Here is a 19,759-nt window from a genome sequence, read left to right as displayed (position 1 = left end):
GTCAAACGGCTTCAGTGCGCTCTGCCACGCGAAGAATGGCGCTGCGCGAGCGCGGGTTGCCTTTCACCTCTTCGGCCGAAGGCTTGATGCGCTCGAGCGCGCGCAGCTTCATCACCTTCGGGGCGGCGAACGGCGCGCGGCGGTCGTACACCTCCTTCGAATGCTTGGCGATGAACTGCTTCACGATGCGGTCTTCCAGCGAGTGGAAGCTGATCACCGCGAGCCGGCCCCCAGGCTGCAGCACCGAAAGGCTCGCCTCTAGCGCCTGTTGCAGCTCTTCAAGCTCGGCGTTGATGAAAATCCGAAAAGCCTGAAATGTGCGCGTTGCAGGGTTCTGGCCCTGCTCGCGGGTTTTGACCGTGCCAGCCACGAGCTCGGCCAGTTCGGTGGTGGTTGAAATTGCGCCCCGTTCTTGTCTGCGAGCAACAATCGCCTTTGCAATCTGAACAGCAAACCGTTCTTCGCCATAGTCACGGATCACCTCTGCAATCTGCTGAAGTTCGGCTGTTGCCAGCCAATCGGCCACACTCTCGCCGCGCGTGGTATCCATGCGCATGTCGAGCGGGCCGTCGAAACGAAAACTGAAACCGCGCACCGGGTTGTCGATTTGCGGCGAACTCACGCCCAGGTCCATCAGCACACCCGCCACGCTGGCATCGGGCAATTCGCCCAACGAACGGAATCCCTGGTGCCGGATGGAAAAACGCGCATCCGAGATGCGCGCTGCTTCGGCCACCGCTTCCGCATCCTTGTCGAATGCGATCAGCCTGCCTTCCGGTGCCAGCCTCGCGAGGATCGCGCGCGCATGCCCTCCCCGCCCGAAGGTCGCATCCACGTAGGTGCCCGTGGCCGCGGTGCTGCCTGAAAGAAGGGCTTCCACCGCTTCGTTCAGCAACACGGTGGTATGGATCCATGGAGTGTTCACACGAGTCCTCAGAACGCGAAGTCCTGAAACACATCGGGCATATCGCCTTGGGTGGCCTCGGCCTCCTGGGCTTCGTAGGTGGCCTTGTCCCAGAGCTCGAAATGATTGCCCATGCCCAGCAACAACGTCTCGCGCGTGATGCCCGTGGCCGCACGCAATTCAGGCGAAACGAGGATGCGGCCGGTGCCGTCCATCTCGACGTCCATCGCATTGCCGAGGAATACGCGCTTCCACCACTGTGCCGACATTGGGAGCGCGGCGATGCGCTCGCGGAATTTCTCCCACTCGGGACGCGGGAACACCATCAGGCAGCCGTGCGGATGCTTGGTGATCGTGAGTTGGCCATTCGCTGTCGCGCTCAGGACGTCACGATGCCGGGTCGGCACGGAGAGCCGCCCCTTGGCATCCAGACTGAGCGATGAAGCGCCTTGAAACACGACCAGAACCCCTGTGTTGGGAGCGCCGCGGCACCCGAAAGAGGCACCACCCGCACTTTTTCCCACTTAACTGCACTTTTTTGCACTGTAGCAGGAAACACTTCAGGCGCAACTGGCCGTTGGTGGTATTTTTTGTAATGGAATCAACGACTTAGCGCCGATTTCCAAACCTGGAAAGCGGTGAATTTCGTTGAGAATGAAGCACTTAGCTCACGCAGTGAATGTGATGCGTGAAGCGCGGCCCCGTTACAGGGGCCGCAAAGGCAGCTTCAGAGGATGAAGCGCGAAAGGTCTTCGTCGTGACTTAGTGCCGCAAGGCGCTCGTCGACGTAAGCGGCATCGATGAGGATGGTCTGTCCTTCGATGCGCGCTGCGTCGAAGCTTACCTCATCGAGCAGACGCTCCATCACGGTAGACAAGCGGCGGGCGCCGATGTTCTCGGTGCGCTCGTTCACCTCGAAGGCAATGGCCGCGAGACGGTTGACGCCCTCGGGCGTGAATTCGAGCGTCACGCCTTCGGTCGCGAGCAGCGCCTGGTACTGCTTCACGAGCGACGCGCGGGTCTGCGTGAGGATGCTTTCGAAGTCCGAAACCGAAAGCGACTGCAGCTCCACGCGAATCGGAAAGCGCCCCTGCAGCTCGGGAATCAGGTCGCTCGGCTTGCTGAGGTGGAACGCGCCGCTCGCGATGAAGAGCATGTGGTCGGTGCGCACCACGCCGTACTTGGTGCTCACGGCCGTGCCCTCGACCAGCGGCAGCAGGTCGCGTTGCACGCCCTGGCGCGACACGTCGGAGCCCTGGGCTTCGCTGCGCGTGGCCACCTTGTCGATCTCGTCGATGAAGACGATGCCGTTCTGCTCGGCATTGGTGATGGCCTGGGTGCGGATCTCGTCCTCGTTGACCAGCTTGGCCGCCTCCTCGTCGATCAGGAGACGCATGGCCTCGGCGATCTTGAGCTTGCGCGTCTTGCGCTTGCCGCCGCCCATCTGGCCGAACATGCCGCGCAGCTGCTCGGTCATTTCCTCCATGCCCGCCGGGCCCATGATCTCGAGCGGGGCACGGGTTTCGGCCAGGTCGAGCTCGATCTCCTTGTCGTCGAGCTGGTGCTCCCTCAGCTTCTTGCGGAAGGCCTGCCGGGTGGGGTTGGGGCCATCGAGCGCCGGCGTGCCGCCGTCGGCGCCGCGCGCGGGGGGCAGCAGCACATCGAGGATGCGGTCTTCGGCGGCATCCTCGGCACGGGCGCGCACCTTCGCGCTTTCGGCTTCGCGCGTCTGCTTGACGGCAATCTCGGCCAGGTCGCGAATGATCGAGTCAACGTCCTTGCCGACATAGCCCACCTCGGTGAACTTGGTCGCCTCGACCTTGATGAAAGGCGCATCCGCCAGGCGCGCCAGGCGGCGCGCGATCTCGGTCTTGCCCACGCCCGTGGGGCCGATCATGAGGATGTTCTTGGGCGTGATTTCGGCCCGAAGCTTTTCCTCCACCTGCTGGCGGCGCCAGCGGTTGCGCAGCGCAATGGCCACAGCGCGCTTGGCGGCAGGCTGGCCGACGATGTGGTTGTCGAGCTCGGAGACGATTTCCTGGGGGGTCATGGACATGTCAGAGCGCTTCCACGGTGTGGTTCATGTTCGTGTAAATGCAGATTTCGCCGGCTATCGCGAGCGATTTGCGCACAATCTGCTCCGCCGTGAGGTCGGTATTGTCGATCAACGCCTTGGCCGCGGACTGCGCATAGGCGCCACCGGAGCCGATGGCGATCACGCCGTCTTCGGGCTCCAGCACGTCGCCGTTGCCGGTGATGATGAGCGAAGTGGTGGCGTCGGCCACGGCCAGCATGGCCTCCAGCTTGCGCAGCACCCGGTCGGTGCGCCAGTCTTTCGTAAGCTCGACGGCCGCGCGGGTCAGGTGGCCCTGGTGCTTTTCGAGCTTGGCCTCGAAACGCTCGAAGAGCGTGAAGGCATCGGCCGTGGCGCCGGCAAAGCCAGCCAGCACCTTGCCGTGATAGAGCCGTCGCACCTTGCGCGCCGTGCCCTTGATGACGATATTGCCGAGAGTGACCTGCCCGTCCCCGCCAATGGCGACTTGGTCGCCCTGGGGGGTCTTGCGGCGCACGCTCACGATGGTGGTGCCGTGAAACTGTTCCATCGAAGCCATCTGGGGATGGCCCGGGCCAATGCAACCCCGGGCTTTGCTCTGGATTGCGCCTAGTTCTTCCGGAGCGCCACGGTCGCGTGGTCGGCAATGCCGACGATGTCGAACAGGGCCGCGATCAGCCGGTGCGCGTCGACGAACTGGACCCGGTCGCCCTGGGCGTCCCGCGCCCGCACCCAGCTCAGCAGGGTGCCGGCGGCGGCAAGGTCCATGCGCAGCAGCGCGGCACAGGAGATGACAGGCGCCGTCGTGTTGCGCAGGTCGGTGTCGAGCCGCTGCAGGCTCGAATGCGTTTCGCCGCGCAGATCGCCGGCCAGCGCCGCAAAGCCGCTGTCGGTGGATGGGAAGCTCTCCGATTCGCCGTTGACCGACAACAGCGACCACACGGAGCCGGAGCCCGAGCGGCTTCCCTCGGGGGAGGCCAGCAAGGCGCATTCACCCTTCGGGTCCACCCATGCGGGCGGCGAGACTTCGTAGGTGATGCAGTAGTTGAGCGCCACCAGCTCGAAATCGTCGGGCATGTTCATCATGCGCAGCGCCGCCAGGTGCAGCTGCCACCAGACGTCTTCGGTGCTGCGCTCGTTGTTGGGCGTGGCCTCGGCCAGCACGGCCCGCAACTTGGCGGCACCGATGAAACGCAGTTGCACCGGCGAATCGGCCCAGTGCGCAAACAGCACGCGCAGTGGCGCGGCGGCATCGCGCTCGATGGCGGCCAGCGCACGCCAGTCGAGCGTCCAGACCGAACCGGCCTTCGACAGTGCCCGCGTGAGATCCATCAATCCGTCGCGGGCCAGGCGTGGCGGGCTGGTCCAGTCGGCGCCGATTGGTGCCAGATCGGCGTATTCACTGGCCACCACGGCCTTCACGTTGCGCGCCAGCTCATCGAGCGGCACCCAGTCCGGGCCCATGCGCTTCATGCGTTGTGCATAGCGCATGCGGGCGGCGGCAAAGCGGGTGGCGTCGCCGGTGGCGCGATACAGGTCGAACAACGCGTGCCAGCGCGCATCGTCGCGCTCGACGGTGGCGTGGTCGTCTTCACCCGCGGCAGCCGCGCTCTCCGAAGCCAACGCCTGCAGAAGAATGGCCTCGGCGCCGGCATCGTCGCCGTGCGCGAAGCGGATCACGGCCTCTTCGAGCGCGCCGTCTCGCGCCAACCGCGCCGACAGCAGCGAGGGGACGCTCACCTCGGCGCTGGCAGGCCCGACAGGGGCGGGAGCCGAAGCAGGCGCCACGGCGGCGGGCGCAGGCGTGGATGCTGGCGCTGGCGCTGGCGCTGGCGCCGGCGCGGCGCGGCCCGCGGGAGGCGCGAGCAAGGTGGCCAATTCGGCCGCGCTCACGGGCGGCGGGAGGGTTTCGGCGCCGGCGTCGGGGGGCGCATTGCCCAGCACCTCGCCATTGGGGCCGCGACCCTTCCACCACTGCTGCGACATCTGCTCTTCGATCTCGTCGATCTTCTTGAGCGTGAGGGCGCGGCCCTCCGATTTTTCAGTGGTGCTGTTCAGGTTGAAGGAAGACGGCGTGACCGTTCCTTCGAAGGCATGGGCGGCCGCTTCACGCTGGCGCAGCTTGCGGAGCATGTCGAACTCGCGCCGGCGAACGAAATCGTTGCGCTGGCGCCGCTCGATCATCTCTTTGAGCATTTCCCGGCTGTAGGCCTGGTCGGGCAGCGTGGAATCGGCGGTCGCATTCAGCTCCGACCAATCCTTGAGCGGATTGCGGACAAACTTCGCCACCTTCGAAAACAGGCGGCCCGACTCTTCCTTTGGCATCGACAAAAACTTCGAGGCGATCAGGTTCTCTTTTTTTGTATGGCCGGCTCAGTCCCCGAACATCTTCTGCTTGAGTTCGCGGCGCTGCTGCGCTTCGAGCGACAGCGTGGCGGTGGGTCGGGCCAGCAGGCGGCCGACACCGATGGGTTCGCCGGTTTCGTCGCAGTAGCCGTAGTCGCCGGCGTCGATGCGCTGGATCGACTGCTCGATCTTCTTGAGCAGCTTGCGCTCGCGGTCGCGCGTGCGCAGTTCGAGCGCATGCTCTTCCTCGATGGTGGCGCGGTCGGCCGGATCGGGCACCACCACGGTGTCTTCACGCAGATGCTCGGTGGTTTCGCCGGCGTTTTCGAGGATGCCGCGCTTGAGTTCGACCAGCTTCAGGCGGAAGAACGCCATCTGCTTTTCGTTCATGTACTCGGTGTCGGGCATCGCGATGACTTCGGCGTCGCTCAACTCATCAACCGACTTGGTTTTCCAGTTGTTGGCGAGCTTCGGGTCTTTTTTCACCGCCACGGGGGGCGGCGGCACCAGCGCATTGGAAGGCGCCTGCGAGAACGAAGACTTTGCAGCGGTGGAAGCCACCGATTGCGGCATGGAAGGCACGGTCAGCTGCGACAGCCGGGACACGCGGCCACCTCGCGCGGGCGCGGGTGCAGCGGTCTGAACAGGCATCGAAGGTGTCGCCGTGGCGGAAGAAGAGGCGGCAGCCGTTTTTTTCATTGGGATCGGAGGGGCAGAAGGAACGGCAGCAGTGCGGCCGACGGTTTTGGATGGCGGTAGACCCGCAACTGCAGTTTTGGTTGCACTCTTGGCCGGGGCGGATGCCACCGGCGCCGCAACGGACTTTGCAGGCTTGACGGGCTTTGCAACGGTCGCGGCCTTGGCCGATGGCGTTGCTGGCTTCTTTGGAGCGCTTTTTTCTTTCGTGGTCGGAGCTTTTGCAGCGGAAGAGATTTTTTTCGCCGCGGGTACAGCCGGCTTTGCAGCCACCGCTTTTTTAGCGGCGGGCTTGGTTGCTGGCGTGGCCTTGGCGGCGGGTTTCTTCACGGTGACTGGCTCCTTGAACGAACTGGAACGCGCTTTCACTGGGTGTCTCCTCCCAAGGGAGCCTTTGCGGGTTTCAAGCCGCCTGGGCTCCACTCGTCGGAGTGCTCGCAGTGACGAACCCCGGGGTTATACCCCCGAAAGCCCGCCAGAAACGTGCGGCGCCCCGTATCGGAAGCCACATCCCGTCGTTCGGACGAGGGCGTGGCTGCCGGAACAGGCGCGCGATTGTATAGAGAACTCGAAATGAAGGGGGATGTGCCTGCAACCGGGCTGCCTCCGGTAGCATCGCCACCGTTGCCGGAGGGGGCAACGAAGGCCTGCCAAAGCCGCCGAGGGACGGTGCGGGTCGACCAACAATTCATACAAGAGAAGAAATCGTGAGCAAAAAAGCAGTTTTGGGCGCGCTGGCAGCCGCCATTGCGCTTGCCTATGGCGGCAGCACGTGGTGGGCGGGCACAAAAATCAAGTCCGTCTTCGACACCGCGCTGGACGAGTTGCCGAAGCAGACCGCGCTGGTGCGGGTGGTCGATCGCAGCTATGAAAAGGGCTTCTTCGGCGCCGTCAGCATCGTGACGATCGAGATCGGATGCGCGGCACAAACCGCGCAAGTCCCCGCCATCAAGCCGGCCGAAGGTGACGACGAAGAAGACGGCGAATCCGCCGCACCATTCAAGCCTGTGCGGCTCACCTTCCGCGACACCATCCGCCACGGCCCGCTCGCAGGTGGCACGCTGGCGGCAGCCACCATCGACAGCGAACTGGTGCTCGACGTGAAGAGCCAGGCCAAGGCCGAACAGCTCTTCGGCAAGGCCAAGCCCCTCACGGCTTACACCAAGGTGGGCTTCGACGGCGGCTACACCAGCGACCTGACCGTGGCGCCGGCCAAGGTGACCGACGAAGGCAAGGCCCAGTTCATCTGGCAAGGCGCGCAAGCCCGCATCGAGGTGAACGGTGCCCGCACCCAGGTGCACTACGACCTGACCATGCCGGGGCTGGACGTCAGCGACGTGCGCACCGGCGCCACCATGAAGATGGGCAAGCTGACCGGCAAGGCCGACATGGACAGCAGCGCGGGCTGGATCCTGGCCACCGGCAAAACCGAAGGCCGCCTCGAAAGCTTCGAATTTGCCGCCCCCAAGGGCCTGGGCACCGCCGAAGGCGCCGAGGGCAAGGCCCTGCCGACCGTGCTGTTGCAGAACATCGACATGCTTGCCGATGCCAGCATCAAGGACGGGCTTTACGCATCGACCGGCACGATCAAGGGCGCCGGCAAGATCGGCGAAACCAAGATCGACAAGTTCGAGATGAGCAGCGGCGGGCGCCGCATTCACGCCGCCGGCTACAAGAAGCTGGCCGATGCCTGGCTGAAGTCGAGCGCCATCAACGGCTGCGGCAAGGGCGGCGCCAAGGCGTCGCAAGCGGCCATGCAGACGCTGATGGACCAGCTGGCGCCCGACCTGAAGGCCATGGCCAAGTACAACCCGGAAATGGGCCTGGACAAGCTGCTGGTCGAAATCGGCGGCAAGCGCGGCGAGATCAGCTACACGGCCGGCATGGTCGGCGTGACCGACGAAGACCTGCAGGCGCCGGGCATGGCGCTGCTGATGAAGCGCGGCGTGCTCAAGGCCAATGCGCGCCTGCCGATGCAATGGCTCGAGCAGATTGCCGCCACCGGCGCCGAAAGCGGCCAGACGCCGCCGCCCGAAATGGTGGCGGGGCTGGTCGAGCAAGGCGAAGCCATGAACTTCGTCAAGCGCGACGGCACCGACATCACGAGCCAGCTCGAATACAGCGAAGGCAGCCTGAAGATCAACGGCAAGCCGCTGGGCGGCATGGGCAAGTAGGCCCCGGGGCGGTTCCTCCCTCCCCCACTGGGGGAGGGCCGGGGTGGGGGCACGACGGCCTCCCAAAAAGGCGCGGCGCCCGATCGAGGGCCCGCCCCCATCCCAACCTTCCCCCAGCGGGGGAAGGAGCAAGTCAGGGTCTCAAACGAGGCACTGCTCGAGCCCCTGCTCCAGGATTTCGCGCGGCAGCTCGATGCCGATGAACACCATGCGGCTCTGGCGCACTTCGTCCTTGCCCCACTCCGGGCCCAGGTCGCTGCCCATCAGCTGGTGCACGCCCTGGAAAATGACTTTGCGCTCGGTGCCCTTCATGCTCAGCACGCCCTTGTAGCGCAGCATGCGCGGGCCATAAATGTTGACGATGGCGCCCAGGAAGTCTTCGAGCTTGGCCGGGTCGAAGGGCCGATCAGCCTTGTAGACGAAGCTCTTCACGTCGTCATCGGTGTGGTGATGGTGGCCGTGCCCCTCTTGCTTGTGCGAGGGATGGTCGCAATTTTCGCCATGCGCGTGGTCATGGTCGTGCGCCTCTTCTTCCTTCAGGAAGTCGGGGTCGATGTCCAGCTTGGCGTTCAGGTTGAAGCCACGCAGGTCGAAGATGTCCTTCAGCGGCACGTCGCCAAAATGGGCCTTCTGCTGCGGTGCGCGCGGGTTCATGTGCTTCAGCCGGTGAATCAGCGCCTCGGTTTCTTCGGCCGACACCAGCTCGCTCTTGCTGATGAAGATCTGGTCGGCAAAGCCCACCTGGCGGCGCGCTTCCTGGCGGTCGTTGAGCTGCTGCGGCGCATGCTTGGCATCGACCAGCGTCAGGATGGAGTCGAGCAGGTAGCTCTCGGCAATCTCATCGTCCATGAAGAAGGTCTGCGCCACGGGGCCGGGGTCGGCGAGGCCCGTGGTCTCGATCACCACGCGGTCGAAGTCGAGCAGGCCCTGGCGCTTCTTGGCGGCCAAGAGCTGCAGCGCTTCGCGCAAGTCTTCGCGGATGGTGCAGCAGACGCAGCCGTTGCTCATCTGGATGATCTGCTCTTTCGACTCGGTCACGAGGATGTCGCTGTCGATGTTCTCTTCGCCAAACTCGTTCTCGATCACCGCGATTTTCTGGCCGTGGGCTTCCGTCAGGATGCGCTTGAGCAGCGTGGTTTTGCCCGAGCCCAGAAAGCCGGTGAGGATGGTGGCGGGAATAAGGGCCATGGTGTGCTCCGAAGGCGGAAAACAGGAAGAAAAAGAATTGGCCGGCAGTTTAGCCAATGCCACTCAGTTGCGTTGGTGCGGGGTCAAGCCGGCTTTCGCACCACCACCAGGCCCTTCAAATATTCGCCCTCCGGAAACTCGATGGTCATCGGATGGTCGGGGGCCGCGCCCAATCGTTCGCTGATGTAACCGTCCACTTGGGCGTCGATGCCCGCCGAAGCCACGATCTTGTGGAACAGGTCCGCGCTGATGCCGCCCGAGCAGGAAAAAGTCAGCAGCACGCCGCCGGGCTCCAGCAGCTTGAGCGCGAGACGGTTGATGTCCTTGTAGGCGCGGGCGGCGCGCTCGGCATGGGCCGCCGTGGGCGCGAACTTGGGCGGGTCGAGCACGATCGCGTCGAAGGTGCGGCCCTGTTCGATGAACTCGCGCAGCACGGTGTTGACGTTGGCGTCCAGAAACTCGGCCTTCACGCCCGAGCCCTCACCGCCGAAGCCGTTCAGCGCCAGATTGGCACGCGCCTTTTCGAGCGCCGGCTGCGACGAATCGACCGACACCAGCTCGGCGCCCTCCACCGCGCCGGCCGCCCGCAGGCCCGCGAGCGCGGCCACGGTAAAGCCACCGGTGTAGCAAAAGCAGTTGAGCACGCGCCGAAAGCGCCGATGCTGGGCCAGCTCGGCAAAGCGCTGGCGGCTGTCGCGCTGGTCCAGGTAGAAGCCGGTCTTGTGGCCGGTCGCAATGTCGAGCGAGAGCTTCCAGCCGTGCTCGCGGATCGTGATTTCGGTGGCGCCCTCCCCGCGCAGCCAGCCCGTGACGGGCTTCAGGCCTTCGCGCTCGCGGCCGCTGGCGTCGGAACGCTCGTAGAGCTTGTGCAAGCCGGTGGCTTCGAGCAGGGCGTCGGCAATGACGGCCTTCCAGCGCTCGACGCCGGCCGACAAGAACTGCGCGACCAGCGTGTCGCCGTAGCGGTCGACGATGAGGCCCGGGAGCCCATCGGCCTCGCCGTGGACCAGCCGGACACCGTCGCTCTGCAGGTCGAAAAGCGACCGGGCCGCCACCGCGCGGGCGCACACCGAGGCAAGAAAGGCCGCGTCGATGCGCTGTGTTTCGACAAAGCTCCAGGCCCGCGCGCGGATCTTGGAAATCGGGCTGAACGCGGCCCAGGCCAGGAAGGCGCCGTCATGGGATTCGACGCGCACCGTCTCGCCCGAATCGGCACCGCCGCGTGCAATGGCGGATTCGAAAATCCAGGGATGGCGGCGCGCTAGCGAGCGCTCCTTGCCGGGCTTGAGGCGGAGGGTTTTCATTGTTTGTTGTCGTTGTCTTTTTTGGGCCGCGGCCGCGTGCCCTCGGGTCGCGCCTGCGCGCGCGGGTGGGCCGCGTCATAGGCCTTGGCCAGGTGCTGAAAATCCAGCCGGGTATAGATCTGCGTGGTCGAGATATTGGCGTGGCCCAGCAGCTCCTGCACGGCGCGCAGGTCGCTGCTCGACTGGAGCACGTGGCTCGCAAACGAGTGCCGCAGCATGTGCGGATGCACCGGCGCCGCCAGGCCGGCCTTGAGGCTGCGCTCGCGCAACAGCTTCCATACCGCCTGCGACGACATCCGCACGCCCTTGCTGCTGATGAAGAGCGCCGCCGCGCCCGCGGGGTCGCGCAGGCCGGCCGTTGCCAGCGCCGGGCATTCGCCGCGCACCGCGAGCCAGTCGCGCAGCGCTTCGGCCGCCTTGCCGCCGATCGGCACCAGGCGCCGCTTGCTGCCCTTGCCGAGCACGTTGGCTTCCAGCGCGTCGAGATCGACCCAGCCGCGGGCCGTGCTGCTGGCCTGCGCATCGAGGCCGGTGAGTTCGCTCACGCGCAGGCCGCAGCCGTAGAGCACTTCGACAATGGCGCCGTCGCGCGCCTCGGTCCAGGGATCGGCCTCGGGGTCGTACATTTCGGCGAGCCGCACCGCGTCGTCGACTGCCAGCGCCTTGGGCAGCGGCCGCGCGGCCTTGGGCGCATGCACGTCCTTCACCGGATTGAAGCCCACCAGCCCCTCGTTGCCGAGCCAGCGATAGAAGCTGCGCCAGCATGAGAGCACCAGTGCAATGCCGCGCGGCTCGCGCCCGGCGCTGTGCAGTTGCGCCATCCAGCGCCGGATGTGGGCCGTTTGCACGCGGTCGAGCGAAAGCCCGGCCTCCGCGGCGTTGGCCGCGAGCGCCTGGAGGTGAATGGCGTAGAGCTCGACCGTGCGCGGCGCCAGCCGGCGTTCCACGCGCACATGCTCCAGGTATTTTTCGACCCAGGGCGGCGCGGCGGCCGTGCCAGCCGTCTCAGTGGAGGTAGCCATTGAATGCATTGTTCACGACAGCCAGCGGCTCGCGCAACGCGCCCTTGAAAACCATGCCCCAGCGGCGCCAGCAACTCGTGTCGGCGGCCGCATACTGAACGTCGAATTCCTTGTCGAAGCCGCTGGCCCGCACCAGGCGCTCCACGCGCCACAGGTGATAGGGCTCCGACACCACGATGACGCTGCGCACGCCCGCCGCCTTCAGCATCGGGCTCGACATCGCCAGGTTCAGCCGGGTCGAGGTGGAGGCCGGCTCCAGCAGCAGCGGACCGGCATAGCCCTCGGCGCGCGCATGGCGCTCCATCACCTCGGCTTCGATGCGGCCGTCTTCCTTGTCGACGCCGCCCGACAGCACCAGCTGCTTCACGCGGCCCGCATTGGCCAGCGCAATGCCGGTGTCGACGCGGCCCGTGAGGCAGGGATTGGGCTTGCCCTTGAGGTAGGCGCGGTTGCCCAGGATCAGCGCAGCATCGGCCGGCTGCTCGGGCGGATGGGCCAGCGCCTCGGCCGCGTGCCGCCATACGACGGCGGCAATGGCCAGGTAGACCAGCGTCCCGGCAACCAGCACCGTCCACAACACGGGCCGCGCGGCCCGCCAGGACCGGCGCTGGCCGCTCAAGGACGCAGCCGCGACAGCGCGCCCGATGCCAGTTCGGCGATGCGCTCGAGAAAGTCGGTGCCCATTTCGGCGTTGAAGCGCTGGGCGTCCGGCGAGGCCAGCACCAAAAGGCCAAAGGCCGGCGATTCGGCATCGGGCCGCAGCGGAATCAACGCAATCGATGCCGCGCCGGTCGGCTCGGGCAGCCAGTTGGCCGCCTCGAAGCCCGAATTGAGCCCGCAATAAGGCGAAGTGAGTGAGGTGGCCAGCGCCTTCACGTCGTCGCTCACCCACTGGGCATAGGCTTCGTTGAGATAGTCGGCGCCGCAGTCCCACACCTTGATGGCCGTCTGCGGCACCAGGAACAGCGACTGCAGATCGACCGCGATGCGGTACGGCAGGCTGCGCGGGTCGCGCGTGGTCAAGAGGCCCTTGGTCCAGCGCTGCAAACGGTCGGCAATCACAACGTTCTCGGTGCCGTGGCGCACCATGTCCATCAGGCGATGCTCCAGCGCCTTGATCTTCTCGCGCAGCATTTCGGCCTGGCGCTCCTGCAGGCTCACGGCGCGGTTGCCGTGCGGGCTGGTGAGCTGCACCTGCGCCAGCAACTGCGCGTGCCGCTCGAAAAAGTCGGGCGTGTTCGCCAGGTAGTTGGCGATGTCGTCTTCGGTGATCGGGTTCATGGCGTCGTCTTTGTTGTTTCTGATGTTGGTGGTCATGGCAGCTCGGGCACCTCGATGTCTCCCTCGAAAACCGTGGTGGCCGGTCCGGTCATGAGCACCGGGCTCCCCTCGCCCTGCCAGCCGATGGTGAGCACGCCGCCGTGCGTCTGCACGTCGACCCGGCTTTCCAGCAGGCCGAGCCGGATGCCCGCAACCACCGCCGCACAGGCGCCGGTGCCGCAGGCCAGCGTTTCGCCGGCGCCGCGCTCGAACACCCGCAGCTTGACGTGCGTGCGGTCGACCACCTGCATGAAACCGGCATTCACCCGCTGCGGAAAGCGCGGATGGTGCTCGATCTGCGGGCCCTGCCGGGCCACCGGCGCCGTGTCGACGTTGTCGACCACCTGCACCGCGTGCGGGTTGCCCATCGACAGCACCGCGACGGAAACAATGGCCGAGTCGGCATGCGTGCCAAGCGCCAGGTGCCAGGTGTGCCACGAACCCGTGGGCTGCGGAGTGAGTCCGGCGGTGTCGAAGGGCACGCGGGCCGGCTCGAAGATCGGCGGCCCCATGTCCACCGTGACCCGGCCGTCTTCGCCCATGCGCGGCTCGATGATGCCGGCCAGCGTTTCGACGCGCACCGCGTCCTTCTCGGTCAGGTGGTGCTCGCGCACGAAGCGCATGAAGCAGCGCGCGCCATTGCCGCATTGCTCCACCTCGCCGCCATCGGCGTTGTGGATCACATATTGAAAATCGACGCCCTCGGCCGCGCTCCTGGAAGGCGGCCGCACCGTGAGGATCTGGTCGGCGCCGACGCCGAAGTGGCGGTCGGCCAGAAAGCGGTATTGCGCGGCCGTGAGGCCCAGCGAGCCGCGCGTTTCGTCGAGCACGACAAAATCGTTGCCGGCCCCCTGCATCTTGGTGAAGCGAATTCGCATCGGGGGATTATCGCCACCGGCACCGCGCCTGACGACCCGGCGCCGGTAAACCCACTACAGCGCCGGGACCACGATCGGCGTGGCGGCCGTTTTTACCGTGAGCCCTTCCAGGCGGAAGGCAAAAGGCGTGGCAGTTGTTTCTGGAAAAACATTCAACTTGAACTGCAGCAAACCTTCGGGTTGCGGGGTGGCCGCAATCGGCTAGGGAAATCCACCGCCTTGTTCGCTTTATTTGATGGGGATACGCGGTCGACCGTGGGCCCACGGGGTGCCGCAGCAGGTTCAGGCCGCGAACGGATTGGCCAGATGCTTCTGCCGCAGCCGCAGTTGCCGGTGAGCGGCACGGTCCTCTTTCGAGATGGGCCTGCCGTCCGAGTAGGTTCCGTAGTACCACCATCCCGGCGGAACGTCCTTGACGGCGTGGGCCCTCAGGCGGCTCTTGTACCAGTGCATCAGTTCGAACACTTCCGGACGCCCCCCCGCGTACCGGGCCAGCATGGTTTCACCAACATGCGTCACCTTGGTGAAGTGAAAAAACTTCAACGGGTCGCCGCCAGCGGTGATCTGGCCGTCCGGTGAAATTCGGATGCGGCGCTGACTGAGATTCCAGCTCGCAACGTTGTAGCCGCGGTGCCGCAATATGGCGATCTCGGGAAAGAAAACGGGCGCGTGGTTGCACCACTTCTGGTCGGTGAACAAGCCGTTTTCAATGTCGTCGAAACAGAACTCCAGCAACCGATCGCGCCACCAACGCGCGAAGGCCCTGCCCGGCGCGCTATTGCGCACCGCAACAAAGCCGAGGTTGAAGATGCCGTACTTCAGCGAGCCGATCTCGTTGTCTACGATAGCTGAGCGCTCTGTGTCGGGATCGATCTGGTGCGGCGTGAGCGCGGCGCTGTGCTCGTCGAGCAGCTTGAGCACTTCGTCGAGCGATCCGAACAAGGCAATGTCGGGATCGAGGTAGATGACTTTGTCGATGCCCTGCTCGAGCATGTGGCACAGCATCGCGCCTTTTACGGCCGTGCACAGCTCGACGACATCGTGCTCGAAAGCCCATGCGAGCGGCTCTTTGACACCCAATTCGTCCAACTTCACCACCCGATCGATGTCTTCAGCGTCGATGTCGAACACGAAATTCACCGGCTCTTCATCGACCAAGCAAAACCAGTTCTCCCATTCGGGATGAAATCTCCGGACAGTCTCGAAGAGTACCCTCGCCCGGTCGAGATAGCTGAAGGAAGCACTCGTGAAACAGGCGACTCTCATGCACGAACCTCTGCTTCAAAGACGGGATGCAGCAACTCCGCGCTTCCCAGGGACGGCACCAGGCAGCCATGCCGGCGCGACGACCGTGCGACATCGATCAAGACATCTCCGCCGCGGAAATAGCGGTGCAGCTCTTCTTCGTCGTCGACATTGCGCGAGGCCTCCGGTGCATACCTATGGATGGCCGCATTCACATGTCCCTGCTCGCGTCTGGCCACTACGAACGCACCGCCAGCCATCGCCTCGTGCGCGGTGAAGCAGAAAGTTTCGGGCCAGATGCTCCAGGAGATCACCACATCGATATCTTGTCTGGCTATCGCGTGCACCATGGCATCACGTGCCGATGCTTCGACCTTGACCGGTATGTGATGGATGAACGACGGAGTGGCACCAGGTGTTCCGAGTTGGAAGAATTCATACCGGTCATCCGTTTGGAAAGCCCCCGCCAGGCGCTGGTAGGTGTCCCAGCCCTTGTGAAAAACCTGCGAGCCCAGGTGAGCAATGCGCAAACGCGGTCTGAAGGGTTGGACCCATATTCGATCCGATTGCGCCAGCCTGGCAGGTTGCAGCACATGCGTATCAGTCACCTCGACCCCAATCGAACGGCGCCAAAGTTCCAAGGCGGACTGCGATGGCGCCACCAGCGACGGGCGGACCTCGCGCAGGAACGCCTGGATGCGCTCTTGGTGAATCGGCCGCTCCTTTCCGTAGGCGCAGATCTCGCATGCCGTCGAGTTCACTGCCGGTGCGCCGCAATAGCTAGTGTCATTTCGCAGCAGCGTGTAGCTCGGACACAGGGCGAAGTAGTCGTGCGTCCAAAAAAGCGGCGGCCGCGCGCTGTTGGCTGCGATCAACTTCTTGAGCAGTTCGGGCGAATGGCTCATGAGGTGGTGGATCACCCACATGGCCCGCGAACCGGTTGTTGCGAGGCGCTTCAACGCCTGCTGCAGCGTCACCCCGTTGACGCGGCCCAGCGCTTCGCCATCCAGGCGCAGCGCAAAAACGAAGTCGTCGCCGCTCGACGCCTCGGCAAGCCATCGAATCGGGCGGGCCGAACACAGGTGCAGGTAGCCGATGCCCCTGTCGCGGAATTCCGCGAGCTCGTCGCCGATGATGTTCTGGATGCCGCCAACGCTGAGTGCGTAGTCGTCGTGACTGACGGAGATGACGAATTCTTCATTTTTCGCGCTCGAGGTGAGCGCCGCAACGAGGGTGTGGACATCAAGTTCGCGCGGCGCACCCAGCACAGGTTCACCGTCTTCGACGCCAACGCGATCAGCGACAGCGGTCCAGGCATTCAGCAATTGCATGCGCATGCCGGCCATCTCTGGTACGGGCTTGCGATCTTCGTATCGCCCGCTTCCGATGTAGTGGGCGAATGGGTTGATGCCAGCTACCGCGACATCCCGGTTCTCGCGCAGGTAGTAGCTCGTGTCAAATGCCGCGGACGGATCCCGGCCTTCCTTCCAACCGAACACGCAATAGTGCCAGACTGGGTCGACATTCGCCGACGCAACGTCAGGATATCGCGACAGGTAGTAGCCGCCGTCGAAAAACGGTGCAATGGTGCCGAGCTCTTGTTCCTCGGGCTCGGTCATGACTGCGCCCCAGCCACCTTGCGACGCAGCAGCCCCTTGGCGACCCGCTTGAGGAGAGGGATATGGTCGGCCATGCGGGAAAACCGGGAAGCGATCCGCCACGTCAGTCCGCCCCGGACGTCCCGCAGGGCGTTCGAAAGAGTTCTGTTCTGCTCGAGCAGCACGGCAGCCTGCCCCGCAAGCATGGAACCCTGCCGTTCGCGCAATACCTGGGATTCTTCGAGTTGCTTTGTCAGCGCGGCGACCTGCTCCTGATGCAATGCATGCAATTTGCTGGTCAGTTCGCGGGCGCGCAGTTCGTTGGCATTGGCGGCAGCAACGGCCGAACTTTCCACCCGCTCCATTTCGAGGTTCTGGCTGACGAGTTCGGCCAACTTGCTTTCAAGCTGGGCGACCCTTGCGTCGCTGAACGCGATCAGGCGAGCGTTCGTGTCCGGATTCGCGCTCGCGTGCCTAGCCGTGGCCTCTTCCGCGCTGCCCCCGGTCATCGGTTCGGCCTCGGACAGGAATCTCTCCCGTTTTTTTCCCAACCAGAGATGCGTCGCAATTGCGGCGATCTCATTGCGGTCGAGCACATCCCACTCCCTCGGAGCCCACCGCGGCGTGAGCCACAGCGCCTCTCTCAGATCCTCGACTGTATGAATGGTCCTGATCAGGCACCCGGCGCGCTGCTGCTGCGGCGTCAGGGGCGTGGCTTGCACACCGAGCAGAAGACCTGCTTCGTAGGCAAACGGAAACATCTTTCGCTGGACGCCCCGATAGTTGTCCGGGTTGTGCGACGGCCATGCAAAGTAAGTGACCGGCCGCCCCGCATCGATCAGGATTTGCGCGAGGGCGAGAGAGCTGCGGGTCTCGTTGCATTCGAGCCAAAGCAAGACGGACTTGTCATGCAGCAACAATGGATGGTCGGAGAGCAGTTGTGCCTCCATTCCTTCAACATCGAGCTTGATGAGGTCAAGCGGACCGAAGCGCTCCACGAGGGCCCGGAAGTTGATCGTCGTATCGGGCAGCGGAACGGGAACCGCGCCGCTCGCCATTTCTCCGAACGATGCGGATCCTGCATTGTCCGCGTCGGCCCACCCCGTCTCGACCGGAGGCGCATCCGAATTGACGACAAGCGCGTTCAGGACTTCGTGTGGGCAACGCAAGTTCCGGGACGCGTTCGCCGCCAGGTGTGGCGCGATGGCCGGATTGCCCTCGACCATTGCAACGAATGCAGCATTTGCTGTTTGCGCAATACCCAACCCGAACGTGCCCACATAGGCGCCAACGTCCAGCACCCGTGCCTTCAGAGGCAGCAACGACGCAAGGTACTCCACTTCAAGCGACGCCCACTCTCCATAGTGCTCGAGAAAATCGGTGATCAGATCACTCTTCCCTCCTGGGACGCTGAGGTTTCCGTAGCGCGTGTCGAGCACACGCGCTGCAGGCGATTCTGGAAATTCGGTCATAGTGAATTGCACGATCTGCGCGAACTGCCAGTCCTTGTAGACAGGCTGGATCGAAGGAGCTCAAAAGTCAGGAGATGCACGAAGACACGCCGTTCTTCGTGGGGCGTCATCAACCGCTCGCCACGTGGCATGACGCCGTTGAAGATCTGACTTCAAGTATCAGTTGGCAAATCGTCAATGCGCCGATTGACCGAACGCGAAGACTGATGCGAAGGAAGCCGCACCGTGAAATTCTTGGCAATGCAATGCGATCAATTGCAAACTGCCCGTTTGCAATTAGATGAAGCCGATGAGAAAGGCCATGGCTGCGTAGAGGCCGTGCGTATTCCTGAGGTGGTCGATGGGTCGGTGGCAGAACCGGCGCGCGGCGGCTACCGCAACAATCGAGGCAGTGCGGTCAATCCTCGCGGCCGCACTGCAAGACCGCTTCAGCGTGCCGCGCGCAGCCGGTCCAAGGCCCTGTCGAGAAAAGCCAGCCGGTCCTGGCCCCAGAAACGCTCGCCGTTCAGAATAAAGGTGGGCGCGCCGAACACGCCCGCCTCGATGGCCTCCGCGCTGTTGGCGCGATACACCGCCAGCGTCTCGGCCGCCTGCTCCAGCGCCTGCAGCGAGGCGCCGTCGTAGCCGTTTTCTTCGGCCACCGCGATGCGGACCTCCGCCTCGGAGGTGTCGCGCTCTTCGGCCCACAGCGCGCGCAGCAGCGCGTGCGAGAGCGGCTGCGCATCGAGCCCCTGCAGCTGGGCGGCAATCACCATCCAGCCCGGGTACTTGTTCCAGTGCGGATCGGCAGGTGCGCCCTTGGGGTAGTAGGCCGGCTCCAGGTTCAGCGGCATGCCGAGATAGTCGCGCCAGCGCGCGAGCTCGAGCGCGTGGTAAGTGCGGCGCGGCTCGGGCCGCGTCTTCAGTGGAATGCCGCCGGTTTGGGGCACCACCGCCTGAAAATCGTAGGGCTTGAGCGTGAGCCGCACATGGTGGCGGCGCACGATGTCTTGCAGCTGCGGGCCGCCCAGGTAGGCCCAGGGCGAGGAAAGGCTGTAGTAGCAGTCGAGCGCGATGGGGGTGGAGGTGTTCGTCTTCGTCATCGCGCAATTATTGTGAAGAACGTCAGCCGCAGCGAGCGCCGATTATTCGACCCTGGGGATCGACATCGATAGTGAGCCGCCCCGGATCGGCCGGCGCCGGCAACGGGGCACCGGCCGCAGAGGTGCGCGCAGATTTGGAACCGGTGCGGTTTCGCATTTCTTCCAGCAGCGGCGCATCGATTGCCCGACCCAATGCGTAGCGCGCCTGGTTGACTTGGCAATCGGCATCGCCGGTCACGGCCACGAAGACCGGTGGCGGCGGAGCCTCGGAGGTGAGGGGGCGGAACTGCGGTTTTGTTTGGCAGCCGGCGACGAAGAGCGACGCGGCGCAAAGCGCCGCTGCCATGGCGCCACGCGTATGCGTGCAGATGAAACCGGGTTGTTGCTGGTCGATGCGCATGGTGTCTTCCCTTCCTTGTCGGCAGATGCAGTGCATCGTAGCGCCGCATTCGCGATGCTTTGGCGCGCGAGCGCCGC

General features: G+C 64.7%; 18 protein-coding genes. 1 reads left to right on the top strand and 17 read right to left on the bottom strand.

The annotated features are described in order from the left end of the window. Window position 1: 1 nt before the first annotated feature. The 6 genes from rsmH to dksA all read right to left on the bottom strand — a co-directional run bounded on the left by rsmH (window position 2) and on the right by dksA (window position 6,002). The gene (rsmH, locus tag BLR24_RS24230) at window positions 2-925 is read right to left on the bottom strand and encodes a 16S rRNA (cytosine(1402)-N(4))-methyltransferase RsmH (protein ID WP_093021870.1); all 924 of its coding nucleotides are present in this window, start codon (window positions 923-925) and stop codon (window positions 2-4) included. An 8-nt stretch (window positions 926-933) separates the two neighbouring features. Further along, the gene (gene mraZ, locus BLR24_RS24225; protein ID WP_093021867.1) at window positions 934-1,362 is read right to left on the bottom strand and encodes a division/cell wall cluster transcriptional repressor MraZ; all 429 of its coding nucleotides are present in this window, start codon (window positions 1,360-1,362) and stop codon (window positions 934-936) included. A 269-nt stretch (window positions 1,363-1,631) separates the two neighbouring features. Beyond that, window positions 1,632-2,960: an ATP-dependent protease ATPase subunit HslU gene (gene hslU / locus BLR24_RS24220; protein WP_093021864.1), complete on the bottom strand. Its 1,329-nt coding sequence runs from the start codon at window positions 2,958-2,960 to the stop codon at window positions 1,632-1,634. A 1-nt stretch (window position 2,961) separates the two neighbouring features. After that, window positions 2,962-3,507, bottom strand: a complete 546-nt coding sequence (gene hslV, locus BLR24_RS24215; RefSeq protein ID WP_026283873.1) for an ATP-dependent protease subunit HslV — start codon at window positions 3,505-3,507, stop codon at window positions 2,962-2,964. Window positions 3,508-3,566: 59 nt separating this feature from the next. After that, window positions 3,567-5,282: an STAS domain-containing protein gene (locus BLR24_RS24210; RefSeq protein WP_093021861.1), complete on the bottom strand. Its 1,716-nt coding sequence runs from the start codon at window positions 5,280-5,282 to the stop codon at window positions 3,567-3,569. 48 nt (window positions 5,283-5,330) lie between these two features. Next, entirely contained in the window at window positions 5,331-6,002 is a 672-nt protein-coding gene (gene dksA / locus BLR24_RS31120; protein WP_368086202.1) for an RNA polymerase-binding protein DksA, read from the bottom strand. A 704-nt stretch (window positions 6,003-6,706) separates the two neighbouring features. Here dksA and BLR24_RS24200 point away from each other — a divergent pair. After that, window positions 6,707-8,173 carry a YdgA family protein gene (locus BLR24_RS24200; RefSeq protein ID WP_254787546.1) on the top strand — a complete coding sequence of 489 codons (1,467 nt, stop codon included), beginning with the start codon at window positions 6,707-6,709 and terminating at the stop codon, window positions 8,171-8,173. Window positions 8,174-8,314: 141 nt separating this feature from the next. Here BLR24_RS24200 and BLR24_RS24195 read toward each other — a convergent pair whose 3' ends face one another. The 11 genes from BLR24_RS24195 to BLR24_RS24145 all read right to left on the bottom strand — a co-directional run bounded on the left by BLR24_RS24195 (window position 8,315) and on the right by BLR24_RS24145 (window position 19,682). Then, complete coding sequence (locus BLR24_RS24195; RefSeq protein WP_093021856.1) at window positions 8,315-9,361, bottom strand: CobW family GTP-binding protein; 1,047 nt, start codon at window positions 9,359-9,361, stop codon at window positions 8,315-8,317. Window positions 9,362-9,444: 83 nt separating this feature from the next. Then, entirely contained in the window at window positions 9,445-10,665 is a 1,221-nt protein-coding gene (locus tag BLR24_RS24190) for a class I SAM-dependent rRNA methyltransferase (RefSeq protein ID WP_093021853.1), read from the bottom strand. Beyond that, window positions 10,662-11,687: a tyrosine recombinase XerC gene (locus BLR24_RS24185; RefSeq protein ID WP_093021850.1), complete on the bottom strand. Its 1,026-nt coding sequence runs from the start codon at window positions 11,685-11,687 to the stop codon at window positions 10,662-10,664. Before BLR24_RS24185 ends, BLR24_RS24190 begins: the two co-directional genes overlap by 4 nt. Beyond that, window positions 11,671-12,306 carry a YdcF family protein gene (locus BLR24_RS24180; protein ID WP_093021846.1) on the bottom strand — a complete coding sequence of 212 codons (636 nt, stop codon included), beginning with the start codon at window positions 12,304-12,306 and terminating at the stop codon, window positions 11,671-11,673. Before BLR24_RS24180 ends, BLR24_RS24185 begins: the two co-directional genes overlap by 17 nt. Then, complete coding sequence (locus tag BLR24_RS24175; protein ID WP_055801619.1) at window positions 12,303-13,004, bottom strand: DUF484 family protein; 702 nt, start codon at window positions 13,002-13,004, stop codon at window positions 12,303-12,305. The genes BLR24_RS24180 and BLR24_RS24175 overlap by 4 nt, the downstream gene beginning before the upstream one ends. After that, entirely contained in the window at window positions 13,001-13,885 is an 885-nt protein-coding gene (gene dapF / locus BLR24_RS24170) for a diaminopimelate epimerase (RefSeq protein WP_093021842.1), read from the bottom strand. Before dapF ends, BLR24_RS24175 begins: the two co-directional genes overlap by 4 nt. 282 nt (window positions 13,886-14,167) lie before the next feature. Then, window positions 14,168-15,016, bottom strand: coding sequence for a glycosyltransferase (locus tag BLR24_RS24165; protein WP_217636340.1), 849 nt, complete (start codon window positions 15,014-15,016; stop codon window positions 14,168-14,170). A gap of 131 nt (window positions 15,017-15,147) precedes the next feature. Beyond that, window positions 15,148-16,749 (bottom strand): glycosyltransferase family protein, encoded by a 1,602-nt coding sequence (locus BLR24_RS24160; RefSeq protein WP_093021835.1) that lies wholly within the window; start codon window positions 16,747-16,749, stop codon window positions 15,148-15,150. Further along, the gene (locus tag BLR24_RS24155; protein ID WP_093021833.1) at window positions 16,746-18,200 is read right to left on the bottom strand and encodes an FkbM family methyltransferase; all 1,455 of its coding nucleotides are present in this window, start codon (window positions 18,198-18,200) and stop codon (window positions 16,746-16,748) included. Before BLR24_RS24155 ends, BLR24_RS24160 begins: the two co-directional genes overlap by 4 nt. Window positions 18,201-18,628: 428 nt before the next feature. Further along, window positions 18,629-19,282: a 2-hydroxychromene-2-carboxylate isomerase gene (locus BLR24_RS24150; RefSeq protein WP_093021830.1), complete on the bottom strand. Its 654-nt coding sequence runs from the start codon at window positions 19,280-19,282 to the stop codon at window positions 18,629-18,631. 22 nt (window positions 19,283-19,304) lie between these two features. After that, a complete protein-coding gene (locus BLR24_RS24145) occupies window positions 19,305-19,682 on the bottom strand; it encodes a hypothetical protein (protein ID WP_254787544.1) in 378 nt (125 codons plus the stop codon). Between the last annotated feature and the right edge of the window lie 77 nt (window positions 19,683-19,759).

Origin of the sequence: Variovorax sp. OV700, assembly GCF_900099805.1 — a bacterium.
In the GTDB taxonomy this organism is placed as follows: Bacteria; Pseudomonadota; Gammaproteobacteria; order Burkholderiales; family Burkholderiaceae_C; genus Variovorax.
Note: the sequence above shows the minus strand (reverse complement) of the source record. Positions and strands in the feature narration are given on the sequence as shown.